The following is a 19,683-nucleotide window of genomic DNA, read 5'->3' on the forward strand; positions in this document are numbered from 1 at the left end:
CATCCTTTACTATGCATTAATAAATCTTAGGCATCCAAGCATCCTCATCTATCAAAGAAATTTTAGTAATCTCCACTTGAGGAAACGATTTTTTCAGATAATTTAGTACTTCTTTTTCGGCCCAAAGATACGGAACAATCATTGTTCGCTCAAAGTTTTTTCCTTTATCTTTAAATAAGATATAAAAAATATTTACATCTTCAAAATAATCTTCAACCATCTCTAGTCTTTTCACCTAATTCTCTTTCATTTTCTTTTGAGTTATCTTCTTTTTGTAAAATAAAAACCGAATCAGACCAATCAAAAAAAGACACAAGCAAAGCATTCCAAAAGGAAACTTATAGATTTCTGTTTTACTCATTGATTGTTTCTGACTGACCTTTTGCAGGATATCTACTTGATTCTTCAATTCTTGTTGTACCTGTTTTTGTTGTTCTTCTTTTACGGGTTGCGCAATCACAACGAACCGCTGTTTAGTCCTTTGTGGTACAGGACAAGTAATCAGTGTTAATCGTGCGTCCTCTTTGTTTTCTAAGACCGAAATCTCTGTTTCATCAACAATCGTCAGCTCACTTACTTCATAAGCAATCGTCTCATCTAAATAATTCACGACGACTTGATCACGTTCTTTTATGTCTAAAAGCTTCCCAAAGAGTAACTCATTTATACCCAAATGATGGCCAAATAAAACAAAATTGTCTGCTTTTAATGTCCGCTCTGGATACATAACGACACCGCCATAAAGAAGGTTCTCATTGGTAATACCAATTAAAATAGGCTGTTCCAAACCAATCGAAGGGATCCACACAGAGCCATATCCTTCTTTTTGATGCTGAAAACTATTTGTTAAAATAGAAGAGAGCTTAGGTGAGCCTATGCTCTCTTCCATCGGCTGTTTGCTTGGCAAAGTCACATTTTGAACAATTTCTGTTCGCTGAATTTGCCACCCAATCAGACTATCTTTTAACCAAGGGGAAAAAATAAAACCTATTCCTAAAACGAGCAAAAAATCGATTGCCAATTCAACAAAAATCTCTTTTTGTTTCTTACTTAGCTTTATCGTCTTCATCGTTTTCTTTCTTTCTCTTTAAAAATAGAACCAATAAAAGAATCGCAACGAGTAAAATTAAAACGCCAATGATTACATATAACCATGGAAACTCTTCTTTTTCAATTGAAACATCTTTTGCATTTAATTTTTCTGCCACTTCTTGTTTAATTTCGAAGTCTTTTTCAAATTCCCATTTGTATAAATAGCGCACCATATTGCCGTCTTCATCCTTAACTTCGTACTTGCCACTGTCAGATAAACCGCTATAAGCCACTGTTTTCAAATGATATGTTCCACCTTGTAACTTTTCTCCGTTTAAAGCAATTGGGTAGTCAAAATTGGAGTTTGGTGCCATCTGCATTCTTGGCGCAGAAGATTTGTATAAAACGTCTGTTTCTCCTTTTTTTGTCACCTCGTGGATCATCCGTAATTGATTCACATAAGTGGCTGTTGGATTTTGGAATCCCACATTAATGACGTTTCGGACGTTCACTTGAGAAGGATTTACGTCAAGAATTTTCAGATCTGGTTTAACTTGTGTATCTGTTTCTTTCAACACCAATCCGACTGCAAATGCGTACTCGTTTTTAATGGCCATCCCTGCATCTTCTGTCTCTTTTTGGTCTTTTTCAGAAGTCACTTCTTGAAAAGTAATGCCGCCTGCCAAAATCCCATCATAAGACTCTTTTGGCATCGTAAGCTTCAAAGGAACATTCATCTTACTGTTAGCTTTTATCGTAACTTCTTCTTCGATTTGAACCAAATCTTTGATGTTGTATTTCAATGACTTATCTGGCTTAATGGCATTTGGACTATACTCAACCACACCGTTTAAATTCGTTGTCGCACTAGCCACTTGAATGCTGACTTTAACGTCTTTGTCCGTGCTATTTCTCATTTCCACTTCAAGATTTTGACTTTGTTCTGGTTGCATGCGTAGTTCGAAATACGTTTTATCCTTATCTATTTGATTTTCAGGGATCACAGGTGTGACTGAAAAATTCAATTGAGATGCCGCGGCTGTTTGAGCTGTAAATAAAATTCCCACGACTGCGATAAAGGTCCACATTACTTTGTTTAATTGTTTCATTGTTTTATTTTCCCCTCTGTTAAACATATACTTTCTCCTAATAAGCAAGTTGAGAGAAGTAGACTAGAGCAAATTTCACTCTAGCCTGCCTCTCTAATTGTTATACATTTTATGCTTCTGGTGCATCTGTACCTGGGACATCACTTAACACCCAAGTAAAGCTTGTTTCATAACGGTCGCTATATTTTGTTGAAGAACCAGGTACTTCTAAAGTCACACTTGTTGCTCCAGTCGCTTGGTCAGTTCCCCAGTTGTGTAGATAAGTTCCGGCACCTTGACCGTCTTTAGCACTCATAACTAAAGACTCCGAGTTAGGTGTTAAAACAGTTTTCGCATTTCCTGTTGGGAAAGCAGAGTCAGATGCTGAAACAACATTCCCGTTGTTCAAAGTGATTTTTGCTCCTTCTAACTCAGTACCAGCTTTAACAGTTGTTGTTTTAAATTGACCTTTTTGAGTCACTTTTAACGTCCAACCAGACTCTTTTCCGCGGTTGTCAGACACTTGAACAAAGTTTGGTCCAGTTGTATCTGTCCCTGCTTCATTTGTGTATGCTTGCGGGTTTGCTTCATAAGTTTTTGTCGTTGAAATGATTTCATTACTACCGAAGTAAAAACTTGAAGCGAAGTCAATTGATAATGGACCAGCAGTTCCTGGATTATCTGGCGTTTCTCCTGGTGGCACGATCGGCACGATTGGTTTCCCTGGATCTAATGGGTCAGTTGGGTTAGTTGGGCTTGTACTTGGTGTATAAGTAATTACCCCTTTTGAATCATATGATCCGCCATCTACGGCTTGTGCTGATAAAGGTGCTAAGACAGCTGTCCCAAATAACGCAACAGCAGCAACTAAAATTTTTGTATTTTTCATTATTTATTTCTCCTCTTTAGACATTTTTTAGTGTTTGATTGTTTTTATTCAAATTGATTAGAAGAATCATTCTATCTTAGTTTTTTAGCTAAACAATGAGTTAAGCTGATGGTGTATCTGATAACACCCAAGTTAACGTTGTGCTATATTTCACGGCATCTTTTGGTGTGCTACCTGGCACAGAAAGAGACACAGTTTCTGTGATTTGTGCGTCTACGTCTTCGCCTGCAGCATTTTTTTCTGTCACAGTTTTCACATCTGATTTTTCTCCCCAAGCAGCTGCCCAAGTACCCGCACCTGTACCAACACCAGCGCTAGCAACTACTGATGAAGCGCCCGCAGAGTCTAAAACCAACCCTGATGCTGTTGAAATAGGTGAAACAGGTGCAATTGCTGTCGAAGATTCTTGTGTTTTAAGTGTTGGTGAAACTAATTTAATCACTGAACCTGTCAACACTTTGTTTACTGTATCTGCATTGTTGAATTGACCATTCTGTTTCACTGATAGGGTCCAACCAGCATTAGAACCACGGTTATCTGAAACTTGAACATAGTTTGGTGTACTCTTTGTTTTATCAATCGCACCCTCATCATTTTTGTAAGTTTGCGCACGTGCATAGTAAACTTCTGATTTGTTACTGATTTTGTTTAAACCAAAGTCAAAACTTGAGGCATAATCAATTGACAATGGACCATCTGTTCCTGGTTTTGGTCCGGTTGGGTCAACTGGATCCACCGGTTTAACTGGATTATCAGGATCTGGTTTTGTTGGATCTACGGGTTGTGTAGGTTCTGTTCCAGGAATAAATTGAACCACACCATCTGTATCATATGTTTTTTCTGCCGCTAAAACAGAAACCGGTGCACCTGCTGCTAAAACTGCAACAGCGACTAATGGTAAACTCATTTTTTTCATTTTTTTCACTCAGCCTTTTTTTATTTATTTGCTTATCTTTATTTTGTAGAAATTTACGGTGCTACAGGCGTATCTGATAATGTCCAAGTCAACGTCGTTTTGTACGCTGCTCTTAGTTTCACGCTCTTACCTGGTACCAATAATGAAACGGATTCAGCTGCTGTATCGGCTGTTCCCATGTCGTATAACCAAGTACCGACCCCTTGTTTTTCAGCAGCGGTCATAATGACTGTTTTCGCTCCGGGAACCAACCCTGTTTCACCAGTACTCACCGTTGCTGTAGGTGTAATCGCTGCTTTATCTGTATCATTTAGACCCGTTTGTTGATCAGAAATTGCATGTCCGTTCGCCAGACCTAATTTAGCACCTGCTAACTCTTCGCCTTCTGTTGTCGCAAATTGAGCTTTTTGAACAACTGATAATTCCCAACCTTTTTGTGTCCCACGTTTATCAGTAACTTGAACATAGTTTGGTCCAGTTTTGGCAACACTTTCGCTATCTGTATAAGCTTGAACTTGTGCATAGTAAGTTTTGTCAGTTGTTAGGATTTCTTGTTCGCCAAATTGGAAGCTTGAAGCATAGTCAATTGATAACGGACCATTTGTTCCTCCTATTGGTCCCGTTGGATCAACTGGATCAACGGGTACTACTGGTTTTGTTGGATCTGGATTCACTGGATCTAATGGACTTTCTGGATTTGTTCCTGCTTTAAAAGTAATTTCACCCTTTGAATCATAATTGCCACCTTCTGCTGCAAAAGTGCTAGTGGCACCTAATAAACTGCTAAATAAGATGATTCCTGCTGTCAAGATTGTTGTTTTTTTCATGTTTTTCTCTCCTTAAAATAAATAGTGTACTAACTCCTAAAATAGCTACGCCCAGTAGTTGAAACTTATTGAAGTGATCATCCCCGGTTGCTGGTAAAATCTTTGCCCCGTTTGAATTTATTTGGCCTGCCCCGGGTTTGTCTATCGGGGTAACAGGCGTTGGTTTATCGGGTTCTGGCGGTCGTTCATCAGAACTTTCTTCAGTTGGATATTCATACGTACCATAAAATGAAGTAACGCCATTGCTATCATATTCCCCAACATCTTCTGCGTTTACTGTACTTGGAACACTAGCTATGAAAAAGAGCATTGCAAAGCTACACAATAGTTTTTTCATGGTCTTTCTCCCTTCTCTTAATTCCCAGGTCCAGACACTAATGTCCAAGTTAACGTACCTTCATAGGTTCCCAGTCGTTGTTTGGCAACTGGAATTTTTAACTTCAGCCCTTTGTCTTTCGTTTCACCCCATTGATTTGAAATGACAAATTGACCATCTTGTTGAAGTGTTGTTTCTTCAACAATTACTGCATTTTTGCTTAACAGTTGTTCATTTAAGCCGTTTTCGAAGTACATCGTTTCACTCAGTGTCGTTGTTCCCGAAGAAAGTGGTGTGGTCTCAGCAACGGTCATCTGCCATTTCCCCTTATCTCCACCTCTTGTGTCCTCAACAGTTAGATTCCCCGTAATTGTTGGCCAGTATGTTTGGGTCTGGCTGGAAACCATTTGATTGCCAAAGTTAAACCCAGCTGGCACCTCCACTATTTTGAGTTCACCAGAGATTAGAACATTGACGATTTTGGTCAATGAAACAGAGCCGTTGATATAGCTATACTTCGTCTCAACATTTTTTGATAACTCGTCAGATGTCACATATTTAATTGCGTTAAATGCTGTTGGATCAATTGTTGGTTTCACTGAAGCCCGTCCATCCGCAAATAGTACTTGTGCCCAAGTATGAGTATTCAATTCCACATCATCAGCTAAAGCATTGGCTTCTTCTAACTTGAAGCGAGCCGCTTTTGCGTATAGTGCTGTACTACGATCTGAAGAAATACTTGACTCATCTCGAACAACTACTAGGTTGTATACTTGACTCACTTTATTAACAGCGGTTTTTCCTGAAGTATAGGTAACTTGATGCACTCGCGATACATCATTTAACCCTAAAGGCTGCTGGATATCTGACACCATTTTTTCTGTAATATCATCCGTTAAAAATGGTCGTCCTTGTGCCGAGGTATACGCATAAATCTGTTCTTTAGTAATTGCTTTTGCTTCAGTCTCTGTAATAAAAACATGCTCTCCAGATAACTCTGCTTTATTGGAATACTTCACTTTGACCGTGTAACTATATTCTCCATCCATAGAAGACCAGTCAACCGCTTTAGAATTCGTTTGTTCCCCGATTTCTTGATCCGTTTGCCCGATTTTCGTTGAAGTAATTTTCCCAGAATAGAACCAAGAACCGGTAATATCTGTTTCAGGTGTAAACGTTAAGGTTGGTAAAATGTTATGGCCCATAGGAATTACTAATCGGCCTTTTTTGACTTGTTTATTCGCCCTTTCAGTTCCCCAAGCATCAAGAGATAACGGTTCATTGTTTTCTTTCACCTGCGAAACATTATGTGCAATCATTCCGTCTCCATCTGCCACACCTGGTATTTCAACTTCATAATCGATAATCGATCCTGGAATCGCAATCCCATAGCCGCTACCTGTTTTCTTAATATCATTGTCGCCAATGTACGTCTTCCCTGTGTTCTTATCAATTCCAGTAAAGTTGGCTGGTTTAATATTAAGAGCGTTATTTTTTGTCGGGTTGACGGTTAATACTTGAAACGCCTGTGACTCACCAAACCATGTGCCCTCGCTTTTGGTCAATAGAGAGGCTGCAGGTGACGTCGTAATCCATGTAAGGCGATCTTTTAATTCATCCGGTGTTTCGAAATCAGAAATATTGATTTTCCCAGCGCCTGGAAGTGACTCAACGGTCCCTTCATCTTCGACTGTCAATTTACCGATAGAAATAATACCAGTTGTATTGCTCGGAGAAATTCCAAACCCAGCGCCTTTTGATAAATGAATCGAACCAAACCCATTATAATCAGTTAGATGGTTCCCAGCTGATGCAACACTGCTGTTTTTCACACTACCCGCATTGGCCATCAATTTTGTTCCATTGGTGATAGTCATTTCAGTAAAGTTCACAATTCCCACACCGTTCACATTAATGGGATCCTTTTGATAGACACCTGTCTCATCCACATTTTGACCCACGTTTATGGTAATCTTATTACTGCTATCACTAACGATTTTGTTTGTTAAACTATCCGTGTTATTTCCACCAGAAAGACCGTTAATACTTGATACACCCTGGATGTTCATCTCAACATTTCTGAGGATTTTTCCTGCAGAAATATTTGAATAGTTTGTCGCATAGAAATTACCGACCTTTGAACCTGATGCTTGGATGTTCATAATGATGGAACCACTCTTTGTGTTCACAGCACTACTTCCCCCATCTCCATAAAGAGAGGCGCCATTTAAAACATCTAATCCCGGTTTTGTAAAGACATTTAGAGTCACCGTATTAGACGTATTGGTACCTAGCTTCGTCGTTCCAGCATAAGGAATTCCTCCACTAATACTGGTTCCTGTTGGTAGCCCAAATTGACCGTCATACTCTCTTAAGTCGATGGTTAACTCACTATCGCCAAGAATTGATCCAGCATAGGTTGGTCCTCCTGCCAAAGCTTCTCTTGTTGCAACGGACGTACTGTGGTTTTTCCCAGAAAAGTCGCCACCATAAATATAGTTTTTCGAATCCCCTGTTATGATATGGTCATCTGTGTAACCAAATGTTCCTCCAACAGACGCATTGATAATACCATCATAGACCGTAACGCCTACATCACCGACGATTTTTTGGTCCCACCAGCCACCGCCAGATAAGAACCAATCAACTTGCCCGTTGTTAAGGGTTGCTCGACTATTTCCATAAATTCGTTTTCCTGTATAGCCTGCACCTTCTAGGGTATCAACTACGCCACCATTCATAGTCATTGATGTGTTTCCCTCAATTACACCAGAGAAACCACCACCATAGGTCCATCTAGCTAACACATTGTTTAAAATCGCACTCGTGTCCCCATAAATATAAATATTCGTTGCTCTAGCCGCATTGGTGCCGCCTCCTCCAACAATATCAAAAGCGCCAGTCCCAGAAGAACGGCTGTTGTTTGTGTTAGTATAAGGTAAGTTATTTTTATAGGCTGCTCCGCCTGGATTATAAGCATACCCCTCACCACCAGCAGTTCCATCAGCATGTACTGTTCCCACCTCAACAGAAGTATTTCCTTCTATATAACCACCATAGCCAGCCCCCCTAGTAAAGGCATTGTTATCCCCACCCTTACTAACAGCTCCTTCAATGATTTTTGTTGAAACATTTCCATAAACTAAAAATTTTGCTGTTTTTTCTGCATAAGCTCTTCGTTGTTCCTTAGTCATGGCGTCGTAAGCGGCGTCTGTCCCAGTAGTCAAACTAACCACCGAAACTTCCATACCTGCTGCACCATCCACTCGGTTAAACGACCCTTTGTCTAAAGTCCCTGCTTTAATAACATTGGAAATATGTCCTTTGACTGTTCCTGTGTTCTCATTAGCTCCGATAAAGTTCGCAGAGCCATACGTAAATTGACTCGTATCTACATTAGAAGTAATCGCTGGTTGTGTTCTGTCTGTTCCAATATTCCCAGCCTTCGTTCCCCCATAAAAATTTCTGACAAGATCAGTCCATGAACCATAGCCACTGATGTTATTTATAACAGCACCTTGTATATCCCCGTACGAGACACCCCCATGATAAGTACCAATTTTGTTGCCAGCTGTAGCAACCGTACTGGTAATCTCTGTCTCAACATTTCCGGTAACATTCGCTGGATTAGCTGTTGTTCCAACACCTCCACCATAAATGTTGGTAAATGTTGCCCCACTATTACTGATACGAACAAATGTGTTCCCTTTGACAGTTCCAGCTTGTGCACCACCTGCTACAGTATCAAATGTTCTTGTTGTATTATTAATATAAATGGTCGGATTCCCTGTTAATGTGCCACTCGTTTTGTTCCCACCATAGACATTCCAAGCCCCTATCCCGGTTGTTTCTATAGTAATCACTGGGCTACCACTAACGTCTCCTACATCAGTTCCTCCATAAATGGAAAAGCCATTTCCAGAAGAGCCGCCGTTTAGAGTTAGACTCTTACCATTCATATAAATACTCGTTCCAGTATAATTAATGTTTCTAAACTGAACGTCTGTCCCAAAATGAATGTTTGCTCCTAGTGCTAACGTTTTGCTTCCTGCCGGCACCGCTATATCTTTAGTAATTGGGTCTTCTGAGTTACCGGTAATTGTTAATGTTCCAACTTTACCAGCCAATGAATAAAACGTCGCATTTGCTGCAGTTACAGGAGTAGGTACCGTTTTTGCAACAGTTGCCGCCGATAACGTAACCGTAGTTCCTATGTATAATACATAGTCTTCGCCTGCGCCATTCTGATATAAATCATTTAACGCTGTTTTTACCCCAACTTCAGAGGCCAGGTATTCTTTGTAAGCAATCCCTTTATCTGTTGGATCAGGAACAACAATGACTTTTGTTTTATCGGCTACATTAAAGATATCTTTAATTGAAGTGTTGGTTTTTATATTGGTGCCTTTCAAAGTAACTTCCTTAAATTCGGCCTCGGCTTCTATATCCTCTGTGATAGCTAACGAGGTTAACATCTCAGTCGAATATATATGCCCGTTAACTTTCCAACCAACAAAATCACCGAGTTGATCTGTAGAAGGAATTTCATCTACAGCTAATTTGCTATCCTCCTCCTTTTCTATTGTTCGTTCAGTAGTATTTGACGAGAAATTGTGTTTAGCGTCTGTTCGAAAAGTAACCTGATATTTTCTCGTTTCTTTCTTACTTTCAGTAACAGCTTCTTGTGAAGAGCTCTCTTGACTCTCGCTAGTAGACTCGCTTGATTCCGAAGAGGTTGAATTCGTTGTAGATGATTGATTCGATGATTGGTTCTCTTCGGTTTCTATTACAGATGACTCGTCAATCGTTTCATCTGACGTAACAGTTTCGGCTACTGCATAAGCAGACATCCAAAATGGACTTAGCACTAAAACCAAGCTTAATGTTAATGTTGCAAATTTTTTCACCCATTTCCCTCCTTATTTGTAAGTTCTGTAATAAATAAATATCGTCATCAACGATCTCATCTACAAACTCAGTATAGTCGAATGATTTTCAAATTTTCTGTTTTGTTTTTCATATTTTGACAAATTTTCGGCAGTTTTTCACAAACACGGCCTATTTAAATGGTTTTATAGAGATTGAAAATCCGTTTTGCAGCAGAAAAAATTTTTTTAAATATGCATTGTCTTCTATGTAATGAAATTTTTTTGCACAAAGTTTTTTGGAGGGATTCTTCTATTTAAAACGAACATCCGCTAATGTATCAGACAGAAGAAATAAAGAAATTAGAGGTAACAGATTGATAATAGCACTCTTGTTATTTCATGCTAAGTATGAAAACCTATTTGTACGGTAACTTATACAGGTAGGTATTAAAAATATTTTTTTAGACCTGATAATTAATGTCACTAAAAAAGCAAAAATCGTAATTTTTCAAAAATTCTACAACAAACTAGGTGGTATAAAATCACTCTAATCGGTTGTATAGAGACACCATCCTATTGATTTTTTAACACGCATACTCACATGGAAATATCCTCCACTGAACGCTTCCAGCATTAATCATTGTGTTTCTTCTATAGATATATTTTTGACAGTATCTTCTTACTTAACTCCTGCCTGCATTAAACCTATAGTGTGTTCTGTAAAAACTTTTAAAAACAACCGCCCTAATTTCTGTTTTACCAAACAAACGTTTAAAAACTCCTTTAAAAAACTTTTCCAACTCAACTGCCCTTGACAACTACATATGCATAATACGTGAGGTTCTCCTGATGAAAATAAATGTGAAGGTAATAGTAGCCTTTAGAGAGCTATACGGCAAAATCGTTACTTTTATCACCATCGATAGCAATACAATTTTAGAAGCCAGCGCTATCGAAGAAAGGTTATATTTTTTCTTTGATGAGATTATTATGTCTGAGGAGGGGTTATGATTTATAAGAAAGCAGCGTCTTGAAAAATATCTTGGTGGTTCAATTGAGCTATTCTATCTCGTTTGGTGCCTACACACCCATATTTCTAATAGTTTACCGTTATTACTCAATTACCAGTCGTATTACTTTATACGCTTACTCTTTCTTACATAAAAAACTTACACATTCACGTGTTTGACTGTAACGATAGAAGGGAAAAAGAAACAGGTACTCAGCTTTATCGTTTACTACCCAACCTTCACTATACGTAATCTTCTAATTTGTGCGATTTTATAGATTTATAGTTTATTGATGGTTTGGAAAGTTGCTAATTGGTATGCCAAAAAAATGTGGAAGTGGCTATTGAGGAAGAATAGCGGCAGTATTCAAAAATAGCTAAGTTGAAGTAGAATCTACTTTGCTATTATAATAGAAGAAAAAAGTGTGTACACAGCCGATAGTCAAAGCTGTGTGCACACTTTTTTTGTTTTTTATAAAGATCTTTGACATGAATTTAAACGATTCGTGTCAATACCCTAGTTATTTTTCTTTTTTAATTTGAAACGGATAGTCAAACTAACAGCAATACACAATAATCCGATATAAACCAGAGGAGCATTAACTGACATTTCATTCGTTTTAGGCAAATCCTTTTTGTTAGATGAATTATCAGTCGACGAAGGACTTCCTTGACCATTCGATTTTTTTGAAGTCTCTGTTGTTGTACTGCTTGTGTCCGTGGTCGAACTACTTGTACCTGTTGTTTTACTACTTGTATCTGTTGTACTGCCTGTGTCCGTAGTCGAACTACTTGTATCTGTTGTACTGCTTGTGTCCGTAGTCGAACTACTTGTATCTGTTGTTGTACTACTTGTGTCCGTGGTCGAACTACTTGTATCTGTTGTTGTACTACTTGTGTCCGTGGTCGAACTACTTGTATCTGTTGTTGTACTACTTGTGTCCGTGGTCGAACTACTTGTATCTGTTGTACTGCTTGTGTCCGTGGTCGAACTACTTGTATCTGTTGTTGTACTGCTTGTATCCGTAGTCGAACTACTTGTATCTGTTGTACTGCTTGTGTCCGTGGTCGAACTACTTGTATCTGTTGTTGACTCACTGCTATCCGTTTCACTCGTGCTCGTATCTGTCGTTGGTGAAACTTCCCCTATATACGTATTTGTGATTACGTAATTTGTGTTATCCACTACAGATTCATATGCATCTGGTACAACCACCTCTTTGAAAGTGTACTCATATTTCTCGTTCGATTGTGGACGATGTTCTGGTAAATTTGTGAAGACAATCGGCCATTCTGACTGATTATTTTCCGAAATCGTAATGGGGTTCTGATACGGAACGCCATCTCTGTATAATTGAACAGAGATTTCTGCCGGTCTTAATTGTTCTTTGTTGTCATTGTCATCCCAGACTTTTTTCCCTTTTATAGAAGTATAGGTTGGCAAATCTTGAATTAAGCCTAAATCCCAATGAGAACTTCTTCCTCCAACAACTATAAAAGGATCCGTTTCCCCGATTTCTTTAAACTTGGAAGTATCCGTCTGTTGAATATCCCCTAGTGCAGTGATTTGATAACCTGATGGAACCTTTGCTTTAAGCACATATTTTCCAGGAGTAATCGCTGCACCCGTAAAATAATATTTTCCATTTATTTGAGAATTCGTCGTTCCAATAAATGTTAAACTATCATCTTGTGCCACTCGATATAAGGAGACTGGAACGTTCCCAACAGGTTGTTCACCAACCGTCTGCAAGCCATCTTGGTTATCATCATACCAAATATATCCATCAATAGAAGAATACTCGCCATATCCTGCATCAATAAACAATGGCTCTTCCTCAGTCGCTAAGTTAACTTTAGATTCTCCTAGATTAGCTGTGTTATCAACATCTAGAAAATCATTATCAACTTTTTTATCAAATCCCTTGTGATAGCTTGTTAAAAATAAATTTGAGCTTGGTCGTTGAACCGTCACTCGATACGTTTTATTGAAGAGGTGATTAAACTCATATTGTCCTTGATTATTTGTTAGCGTCGAAGCCACAATATCGTTATTCCAATCATATAATGTCACTTTCACGTTGGCATAGCGTGCCTCTCCCTCTTCACGGAGTCCATTGCTATCTTCATCATGCCATACTGTTCCAGCAATTTTTTTATCCGCTTTTTCTTGAGAAATATATGCTCCTGATTTAATCGGCTCGCCAACCTCCATATTGGCGATTGTTGCTCCATCAGTATAGTTACCACCAACCGCAAAACTATTCCAAAGCGTATCAACGTCGCTAGAGACTTCTGGAATATGGTAATTCAAGATAAAGCTAATTGAAGCCTTTGCTTCTAAACCATCTGTTTTAATAATTTTCAGTGCTACTGCTTCATCACTTAGTGGCGTTTGGCCGTCCCAAGTTTGCCAATTGGCTTGATCATTGGTTAAATTCCGTAATTCGTATAAATTTCCTTCAGCAGTTGCATTCGTTGCATAGAGTAGTTGATAGTTGCTTCCCAACGATGAGCCATCTGCCATTGTAATCCCTTGAACCACACCATGAATTGATGAATGACGCTCACTTCCTGAAATCGCCATCGTATCATTCGCATTTGGTAATTGGTCGAGAATGTGAACCTCATTCATTTTAACTTCGCCATAGTTAGGAACTGTCAGACGGAAGGAAACATCTGTACCAGTCGTTGAGTTATCAATCGTTGTATACCGCGAATAATTCGCGCCATCTAACGAAATTTCTTTTTGACTATTCAAACCAACCGAACGATTAAACTTAACCGTGCGCCATTTCGATAAGGCTCCCGTCACCCAGCCAATCCCAGGAACATAGTCATTTCCAACACCACCTTCATAGCGTTGAGTAGGATCACCTGAAACAAGATAGTTATTGAAAACTTCTTCGCCCTTAACCGAATCCGTTCCTTTAGCTACAATTTTTACACCATGGTTAAAGTTCCACCACTCATAGTTTTTCCAATCATTGTTATAGTTGATAATCACTAACTGAGTGTCTGCGTTGACCTGCCGAACCTCAATTTGTGCATCCGGATCATTGCTCGGGTTCAGTAAAGAAACGGACTCAATTTCAATAGAGGTTGGCACGGTGATATACAAGATGGCCTCTTTTAAAGGACCTGAACCTGTAACATTGTTAACCCCAATTTGATAAGTAAATGAAGCACCTATATCATTTGTTGATGGCGAAAATGGGTTTTCCCAACCATTGTATCCTGGATAAGCTCCTTCACCAACAAATGCTGTCGTAACCGTTCTTGTGTTGGAAGCATCATCTGCATTTGCTTCATACCCTCCTTCAATAAAAGGTACAAAATCTTTATCTAGCTGTCCTGGTAACTTTCGATCTCCATAAATATGAAGCGTATTCGTTAACCCATCGGAAAGAGACAATTCCGAGTTTTTTACTTCTGCCGTCGTTTTTCCAAAGGCAGTAATAGAGACCATCCCAGCATTTCTCGGAATGATTTGACTCCCTTCAAATGAAAAAGCATATTTGATTGTAGTCACATATTCATCTTCAGACAGCCCTAATTCAGCCACCGAAACTGTTCCAGACGGCGTAGCTGCACCTGCTGATTGCCAACTATTTCCTGACAAATTTGTTTGATAGAAGACTTGGACGCTGACTAATCCAGTAATTTCAGGATTTTTACTTTGTTGTGCGGACCAAGAAAGACTCGTGTAACGATAGCCTTTGAAAAAGTCTGGCTCAGCCGTTCCTCTTACCGGATCATCAACTAAAGAAACCTCTCGCGTATCTAGTCGAGGCGTAAAGGTCATTGTATAATTCAACGACTGATTTTCTGCTCTCAGTACCTGTTTACGAGCTGTCTTTGTGAAAAATCGAACACCAGGATAACCACCTAGTCCTTCTGCTGGTGGAACTGTTTCAACAATTTCAGCCGTCTCATTAACCTCAGTACCATCTAATCGTTTACCCTTCAGTGTGGCTTCAATCGTATAGTCAATCGGCTCCCCTGTTGTCGAATACGGATACTCGTAGGTCATTTCAATTTCCATAGGCGCAGTTGTTACAAGCAAATCACCTACGGGAATATCTACTGAATACGTTCCATCTGGTAACGTACGAACTGGGTAATTCCGTTCATTGTAGACAACACTAAACAAGTCAATCGCTGCCGGAAAATGTAATGTAAGTAGGCCATCCGTTATATTTACCCCACCAATTTCTGATTCAGGTGTAATTTTAACTGTTGCTGTATGGGCCTCTGTGGGCTCTGCTTCCTCTTCTGTCTTTGTCGAAAGCTTTGGTGATGGGGGTATATTTTGGGCAGTAATCCCATCTAGTGCTTTCTCCGCCTTGTTCGCGTTCGTAGCCGTTGCTACAAGATTTCCGATAAGACTCGTACTTGGAAGACTGATTCCTTTTTTAAAACGTAACCCGAATGGAAGAGAGATCATCTGCCCTGGAACAACCTCCGTTAATGACTGAATCGTGACAACCTTATTGGAACCCTCAGTTTTCGTTTCTACTTGATATTTATTACTTGTCGGTAAAGAAATAATCTCAACAGTATCTGATAATGTAATCTCAACCTTTAGCCCTTTAATGGCCTCCTCAGATTCTCCGATACTTCCACTATTTACACGAACGGTCATATCAAAATAAGCACCTGATAAAGGATTCGTCGTTGAGTAAACTTCTGAAACAGAAAGATTTGCGACTACATCAGATTGGGTCGCTACGTTCTGATGTGGAATTGGTGCTGGGGAAGTAATCACATCTGATTCTTGAATCTCTTCATATAAAGCTAACGAAACTTTTGTCTGTTCATTTTGATTTCCTGAAATCGTTAGACGAATCGCTTCTATAAGATACGTATCATCTCTTTGATCCGCAGAGATGACAACCGTAATTTTATCTTTAAGCGAAGTTCGAGTTTCAACTTCTGATACGCTTGAAACTTCCCAAATCCCCTTTTCTTTGTTTGTAAAACGAAGTGCTTGGTCATCACTTTTTAAAGTCCCCGAAAACTCTTTTCCGAAATCTAACTGGTAAGTTCCGTCTGTTTGGGATTGTTTTTCTCTAGTCCCTTCTACTAATAAAGTGCCCTGCCAATCTTGTGGCCCAACTTCAGCAGATAAAGCAGAGGTTTTTTCATCCTTTTGTAGCCAATAAAGAGAGACATTACTTTTACTCTGCTCAATCGTCTCACTCTCAATCGTAGAGGAAGCATTCTCTTTATTTAGCGAAGAACTTTCAACAGCATCTGCTGTAGTGCTACTAGTGATTTGTTCCTGTGGTGTCGTTTCTTTTGACACTTGAATTGGTGTTTGTTGCGTCTCCGTGGTTAAAGCGGTCTGCTTTTTAATTCCTTCTGATGAATCGACAAGCTTAGCTTCTGTTGTTGCAGTTTTTGTTGTCTCATCAGCTTGAACCGTCAATGCGCTCAAACCAATCGGAAATAGCAAGCTCAGTACAACCATCACAACCAATAATCTTTTATCAAAGTACTTTTTCATTGATTTTCCTCCCATTCAAAATTACAACCGTTTCATTATCTTCATTTTATCATGCTTTTTATAAATTTGATAACAATTACACAAAAAATAACAATTCCTAAATTCGTATTTATTTAGCAAAACGTTGTTAATACAAGCTTTTATCTTTTTTAATCCGCCAATACAAGAAAAATATTTCTTTTTATTGACTATCCCAAGTCATTCATTAGGTAACATATTTGTGCTAAATAACTCAATCAGCATAGAAATATTCTTAAAAAATAACTAGTATATTGATTCAACAAAAAAAAATTATACTCCTCAATGAAACACGAGGAGGCATAATTTTTTCTAGAAGAAGAGCGATACTTTCCAACAAGCACTCTGATTCTTCGTATAATTCCTAACCATACTTGGTTACATTTCTTTTAATGAATGTTTTTGTTTTCCTTCAGCATCAAAATTATCTGCCGCTAACCATCTTGTCAAACGTTCATTTATTTGCGGCCACTCAGATTCTGTAATAGAAAACCAAGCAGTATCGCGGTTTCGCCCTTTATAGACAAGGGCATTTCGGAAGGTTCCCTCATAGGTAAATCCTAGACGCAACGCCGCCTCTTTTGATGGGGTATTCAACGAATCACATTTCCATTCATATCGTCTGTAACGTAATTGCTCAAATGCGTAACGTGCTAACAAATATTGTACCTCTGTAGCAGCAACCGTTCGTTTTAACTTTGAAGAAAATACAACATATCCGACTTCGATGACACCATTTTTTGTGTCATTACGCATCAAAGAAATTAAGCCCACTATTTCTGAGCCATCTTTTGACCAGATGCAGAAAAAATAAGGATCATTTGTCAACCAATTCTCTTTTGCGTAAGCTAAAAAATCAGACAATGACACAAACGGCGCAAAGGGCAAATACGTATAATCGTATTCCTTTAATCCTTTTTCAAATAGCTGTTGGTACAACAAAGGCAGTTGTTCTTCTCTTAAGCGGCTTAACTGACAGTATTGTCCTTCCAGCCGCTGACTATCTAATGGTTGAAATTCTGTCTGCTCCACTTTTACACCAATTGGCTGACCAAAATTATTTTTTCGCATAATACAACGCCTTTCCTTTATTAATTTTACTAAAGTAAGCAACTGTGAACTGACTTCGTAGCATAAAAATATTCTAAATGAGCACTCCTATTTTTTGAAGTAAAAAAAAACACAAGACAACTGAAAAGAATAATGAAATTCCTAATCAGAAAGGGGATTCACTACTATTTATGGTACAATAAACAGTTTCGAAACAGTGAAGTTTAAACGACGGTGGCGATCCTTTGATTGCGAGGTGATGTGTTTATGCACATTCTATCAAAATCTAGAGAAAGGAGACGCCTTTTGCCAGTTGGAACAGCGCTATCCTTGATGATTAGCTTCGGTATGTTTACCGCAACTATCATTTTTGGAATTCTAGCGATTGTAAAAAATGACAAAAAGAAATAATCGTCTACTTTAGCCAAGGGACGATTATTTCATAAAAAATAATTAGACTTTGCCACCGTTCTTTAATCGGTGCTATTTTGTGACTAGGGGTACGTTCGCGCGTATGCCCTTTTCATCTACCATTGTAGCATTGTTTGATACATCCTACCAGTAAAAAATCTACGCAAGAAGATCGTCTGCTTTTTTAGTAACACCTATGTAATAACAGTTAACAATCTATTTATTTCCTCCCTGTATGACTCAACGTCGTCACCTTAAACAACTCGTTTATTCATTTTTTAAGACTATCGCTGAAAGTAAATCTGTCAAAAGGACTCTTCCTAAACTAATTCCGACAAAAAGCTGCACACTGGGAATCATCAGGTAAACAATTCCTGCACTCACTAAAAAATTCGATTTGTAAGTGCCCAGGAAGGCCGTACCTTCAAAATATACAGCGCCCCTCTGAATCCCAACATCGGATAGTATTTTGGTGCAAGCCACAAACAATAAAGTCCCAATAAAATTGCGCCCATTGACATCCACATAGAAATTCACTCCTTTTTTTATTATATTAGCATAATAGGCTAGCTCAAAAAAGAAAGAAGACTATCATTCATTATGGTGTATGAACAATCATAGACGAAAGGTTCCGCTCACAGTTTTTGGTCTATAATGTAACTTTTTACTCTTCATTTTCGCAAGCTAACTCCTGTCTGGCGATATTTCTACCAGCCTATTTTTGTAAAAAGGCTTTATATTCCTTAACTAATAGCTCATATCGCCTAGTCATTTTATCCATAATATCGATGTCATCTAACCATTCTTTTTTTTCAACTCTACTCAATGAGTTTAACTCAGCTTCATCCAAATTATAGACATCTTTTAAAAGTTCATGATTAATATTCAGCTTGCTCCTACTCCAGTCAAACCCAACAAAATTTGCTGCTTGGTGATCCATCCACATTTCCTCAGAATCAAAATAAATAAACGTAAGATGTTGCTTCTCCGATTTTTTATACCAAGATTTTAAAGTTTGTTCGTCCTCTTTAAACACGGTTATCTTCTTGTATCGAATAAAAGAAAATAACTTTTCTGCCTCTGCCTTCAAAATTAAATTGTTCCTTTCTTAGTGGTTCTATCACCACCTACAGCTCGTGCATCATTCTGTATTGGTCATTTTTATTCGCTTATTTAGATCAACTAAAATAATTTTTCACGCCCATGCCGATTGTTTCCCAGTAGTTCGCTCGCAGTTTATCTTGCTCCAACCACTCAACATTCTCTGTTGGAAGGCCTTCCGCGTTTAACTCATCAATCATTTGATCTATGTCACTTGGTAAAGTACGTCGGTATATACCGATGCTTATCTCTAAAAAACTATAAGAGTATCCCAATTCGTCATCTAAAATCTCTCCATTATTTTTTTCCTTTAGTCGTTCAAATAACTCGTCTGCCGCTGTCTCATAAACAGAATACCCATCAATAAACGGTTTCAGCTTCCCATTTTCCCAGCCAAACATTCGATAAATTTCCCTTGATTGTTGCAATCATACTCTAACGCTAACTCATTTTCATAATAGTAGGCTGTTCCATCTACGAGCTTTTCTGCACCTATTAGCTTCTTAGCTTTCTCTTGTGCCATTCCCAAATAAATAGATGTCTCTCCAATAACCACGTGACTCAATGGATGAATTTCTATATTCACTACCCGTTCGGCTCCTCTTTTCATGTGAAGTTCCAAAATCCCTTCTATGGATTATTATAACAA

General features: G+C 38.6%; 16 protein-coding genes. 2 read left to right on the plus strand and 14 right to left on the minus strand.

From position 1 onward, the window contains the following. Positions 1-16: 16 nt before the first annotated feature. The 8 genes from IGI37_RS19105 to IGI37_RS19140 form a co-directional block, all read right to left on the minus strand. Positions 17-235: a hypothetical protein gene (locus tag IGI37_RS19105; RefSeq protein ID WP_438763789.1), complete on the minus strand. Its 219-nt coding sequence runs from the start codon at positions 233-235 to the stop codon at positions 17-19. Then, positions 236-1,069, minus strand: a complete 834-nt coding sequence (locus IGI37_RS19110) for a class A sortase (protein ID WP_438763790.1) — start codon at positions 1,067-1,069, stop codon at positions 236-238. After that, complete coding sequence (locus IGI37_RS19115; RefSeq protein ID WP_438763806.1) at positions 1,047-2,141, minus strand: DUF916 and DUF3324 domain-containing protein; 1,095 nt, start codon at positions 2,139-2,141, stop codon at positions 1,047-1,049. The genes IGI37_RS19110 and IGI37_RS19115 overlap by 23 nt, the downstream gene beginning before the upstream one ends. A gap of 109 nt (positions 2,142-2,250) precedes the next feature. Beyond that, positions 2,251-3,009: a WxL domain-containing protein gene (locus IGI37_RS19120; RefSeq protein WP_438763791.1), complete on the minus strand. Its 759-nt coding sequence runs from the start codon at positions 3,007-3,009 to the stop codon at positions 2,251-2,253. A gap of 100 nt (positions 3,010-3,109) precedes the next feature. Continuing rightward, on the minus strand, positions 3,110-3,925 hold the full coding sequence (locus IGI37_RS19125; RefSeq protein WP_438763792.1) for a WxL domain-containing protein: 816 nt from the start codon (positions 3,923-3,925) through the stop codon (positions 3,110-3,112). A 53-nt stretch (positions 3,926-3,978) separates the two neighbouring features. Next, positions 3,979-4,752, minus strand: a complete 774-nt coding sequence (locus IGI37_RS19130) for a WxL domain-containing protein (protein WP_438763793.1) — start codon at positions 4,750-4,752, stop codon at positions 3,979-3,981. Then, complete coding sequence (locus IGI37_RS19135; RefSeq protein ID WP_438763794.1) at positions 4,709-5,089, minus strand: LPXTG cell wall anchor domain-containing protein; 381 nt, start codon at positions 5,087-5,089, stop codon at positions 4,709-4,711. Before IGI37_RS19135 ends, IGI37_RS19130 begins: the two co-directional genes overlap by 44 nt. A gap of 17 nt (positions 5,090-5,106) precedes the next feature. Next, positions 5,107-9,975 (minus strand): hypothetical protein, encoded by a 4,869-nt coding sequence (locus IGI37_RS19140; RefSeq protein ID WP_438763795.1) that lies wholly within the window; start codon positions 9,973-9,975, stop codon positions 5,107-5,109. 810 nt (positions 9,976-10,785) lie between these two features. Here IGI37_RS19140 and IGI37_RS19145 point away from each other — a divergent pair. Next, positions 10,786-10,947 (plus strand): hypothetical protein, encoded by a 162-nt coding sequence (locus tag IGI37_RS19145; protein ID WP_438763796.1) that lies wholly within the window; start codon positions 10,786-10,788, stop codon positions 10,945-10,947. A 515-nt stretch (positions 10,948-11,462) separates the two neighbouring features. Here the strand turns inward: IGI37_RS19145 and IGI37_RS19150 are convergent. Continuing rightward, on the minus strand, positions 11,463-16,454 hold the full coding sequence (locus IGI37_RS19150) for an SdrD B-like domain-containing protein (RefSeq protein WP_438763797.1): 4,992 nt from the start codon (positions 16,452-16,454) through the stop codon (positions 11,463-11,465). Positions 16,455-16,850: 396 nt separating this feature from the next. Next, positions 16,851-17,543 (minus strand): GNAT family N-acetyltransferase, encoded by a 693-nt coding sequence (locus IGI37_RS19155; RefSeq protein WP_438763798.1) that lies wholly within the window; start codon positions 17,541-17,543, stop codon positions 16,851-16,853. Positions 17,544-17,828: 285 nt separating this feature from the next. Between IGI37_RS19155 and IGI37_RS19160 the strand changes: the two genes are divergently transcribed. Beyond that, positions 17,829-17,933: a putative holin-like toxin gene (locus IGI37_RS19160; RefSeq protein ID WP_438763799.1), complete on the plus strand. Its 105-nt coding sequence runs from the start codon at positions 17,829-17,831 to the stop codon at positions 17,931-17,933. A 267-nt stretch (positions 17,934-18,200) separates the two neighbouring features. Here the strand turns inward: IGI37_RS19160 and IGI37_RS19165 are convergent, their stop codons facing one another. From IGI37_RS19165 to IGI37_RS19180, 4 genes are all read right to left on the minus strand, one after another. Continuing rightward, a complete protein-coding gene (locus IGI37_RS19165; RefSeq protein ID WP_438763800.1) occupies positions 18,201-18,458 on the minus strand; it encodes a hypothetical protein in 258 nt (85 codons plus the stop codon). Positions 18,459-18,648: 190 nt separating this feature from the next. Beyond that, positions 18,649-18,873, minus strand: a complete 225-nt coding sequence (locus IGI37_RS19170; protein WP_438763801.1) for a hypothetical protein — start codon at positions 18,871-18,873, stop codon at positions 18,649-18,651. A 238-nt stretch (positions 18,874-19,111) separates the two neighbouring features. Beyond that, the gene (locus IGI37_RS19175) at positions 19,112-19,435 is read right to left on the minus strand and encodes a hypothetical protein (protein WP_438763802.1); all 324 of its coding nucleotides are present in this window, start codon (positions 19,433-19,435) and stop codon (positions 19,112-19,114) included. Then, positions 19,408-19,620, minus strand: a complete 213-nt coding sequence (locus IGI37_RS19180; RefSeq protein ID WP_438763803.1) for a hypothetical protein — start codon at positions 19,618-19,620, stop codon at positions 19,408-19,410. The genes IGI37_RS19175 and IGI37_RS19180 overlap by 28 nt, the downstream gene beginning before the upstream one ends. Positions 19,621-19,683 lie beyond the last annotated feature (63 nt).

Origin of the sequence: Enterococcus sp. AZ194, from assembly GCF_051713825.1 — a bacterium.
GTDB lineage: Bacteria > Bacillota > Bacilli > Lactobacillales > Enterococcaceae > Enterococcus_K.

What these genes read in the sequence shown, in the direction of transcription:
- IGI37_RS19135 (WP_438763794.1), bottom strand. Translation starts at nt 5,089, where the DNA reads ATGAAAAAACTATTGTGTAGCTTTGCAATGCTCTTTTTCATAGCTAGT.
- IGI37_RS19120 (WP_438763791.1), bottom strand. Translation starts at nt 3,009, where the DNA reads ATGAAAAATACAAAAATTTTAGTTGCTGCTGTTGCGTTATTTGGGACA.
- IGI37_RS19115 (WP_438763806.1), bottom strand. Translation starts at nt 2,141, where the DNA reads ATGAAACAATTAAACAAAGTAATGTGGACCTTTATCGCAGTCGTGGGA.
- IGI37_RS19110 (WP_438763790.1), bottom strand. Translation starts at nt 1,069, where the DNA reads ATGAAGACGATAAAGCTAAGTAAGAAACAAAAAGAGATTTTTGTTGAA.
- IGI37_RS19170 (WP_438763801.1), bottom strand. Translation starts at nt 18,873, where the DNA reads ATGGATCACCAAGCAGCAAATTTTGTTGGGTTTGACTGGAGTAGGAGC.
- IGI37_RS19145 (WP_438763796.1), top strand. Translation starts at nt 10,786, where the DNA reads ATGAAAATAAATGTGAAGGTAATAGTAGCCTTTAGAGAGCTATACGGC.
- IGI37_RS19175 (WP_438763802.1), bottom strand. Translation starts at nt 19,435, where the DNA reads ATGTTTGGCTGGGAAAATGGGAAGCTGAAACCGTTTATTGATGGGTAT.
- IGI37_RS19150 (WP_438763797.1), bottom strand. Translation starts at nt 16,454, where the DNA reads ATGAAAAAGTACTTTGATAAAAGATTATTGGTTGTGATGGTTGTACTG.
- IGI37_RS19125 (WP_438763792.1), bottom strand. Translation starts at nt 3,925, where the DNA reads ATGAAAAAAATGAGTTTACCATTAGTCGCTGTTGCAGTTTTAGCAGCA.
- IGI37_RS19130 (WP_438763793.1), bottom strand. Translation starts at nt 4,752, where the DNA reads ATGAAAAAAACAACAATCTTGACAGCAGGAATCATCTTATTTAGCAGT.
- IGI37_RS19155 (WP_438763798.1), bottom strand. Translation starts at nt 17,543, where the DNA reads ATGCGAAAAAATAATTTTGGTCAGCCAATTGGTGTAAAAGTGGAGCAG.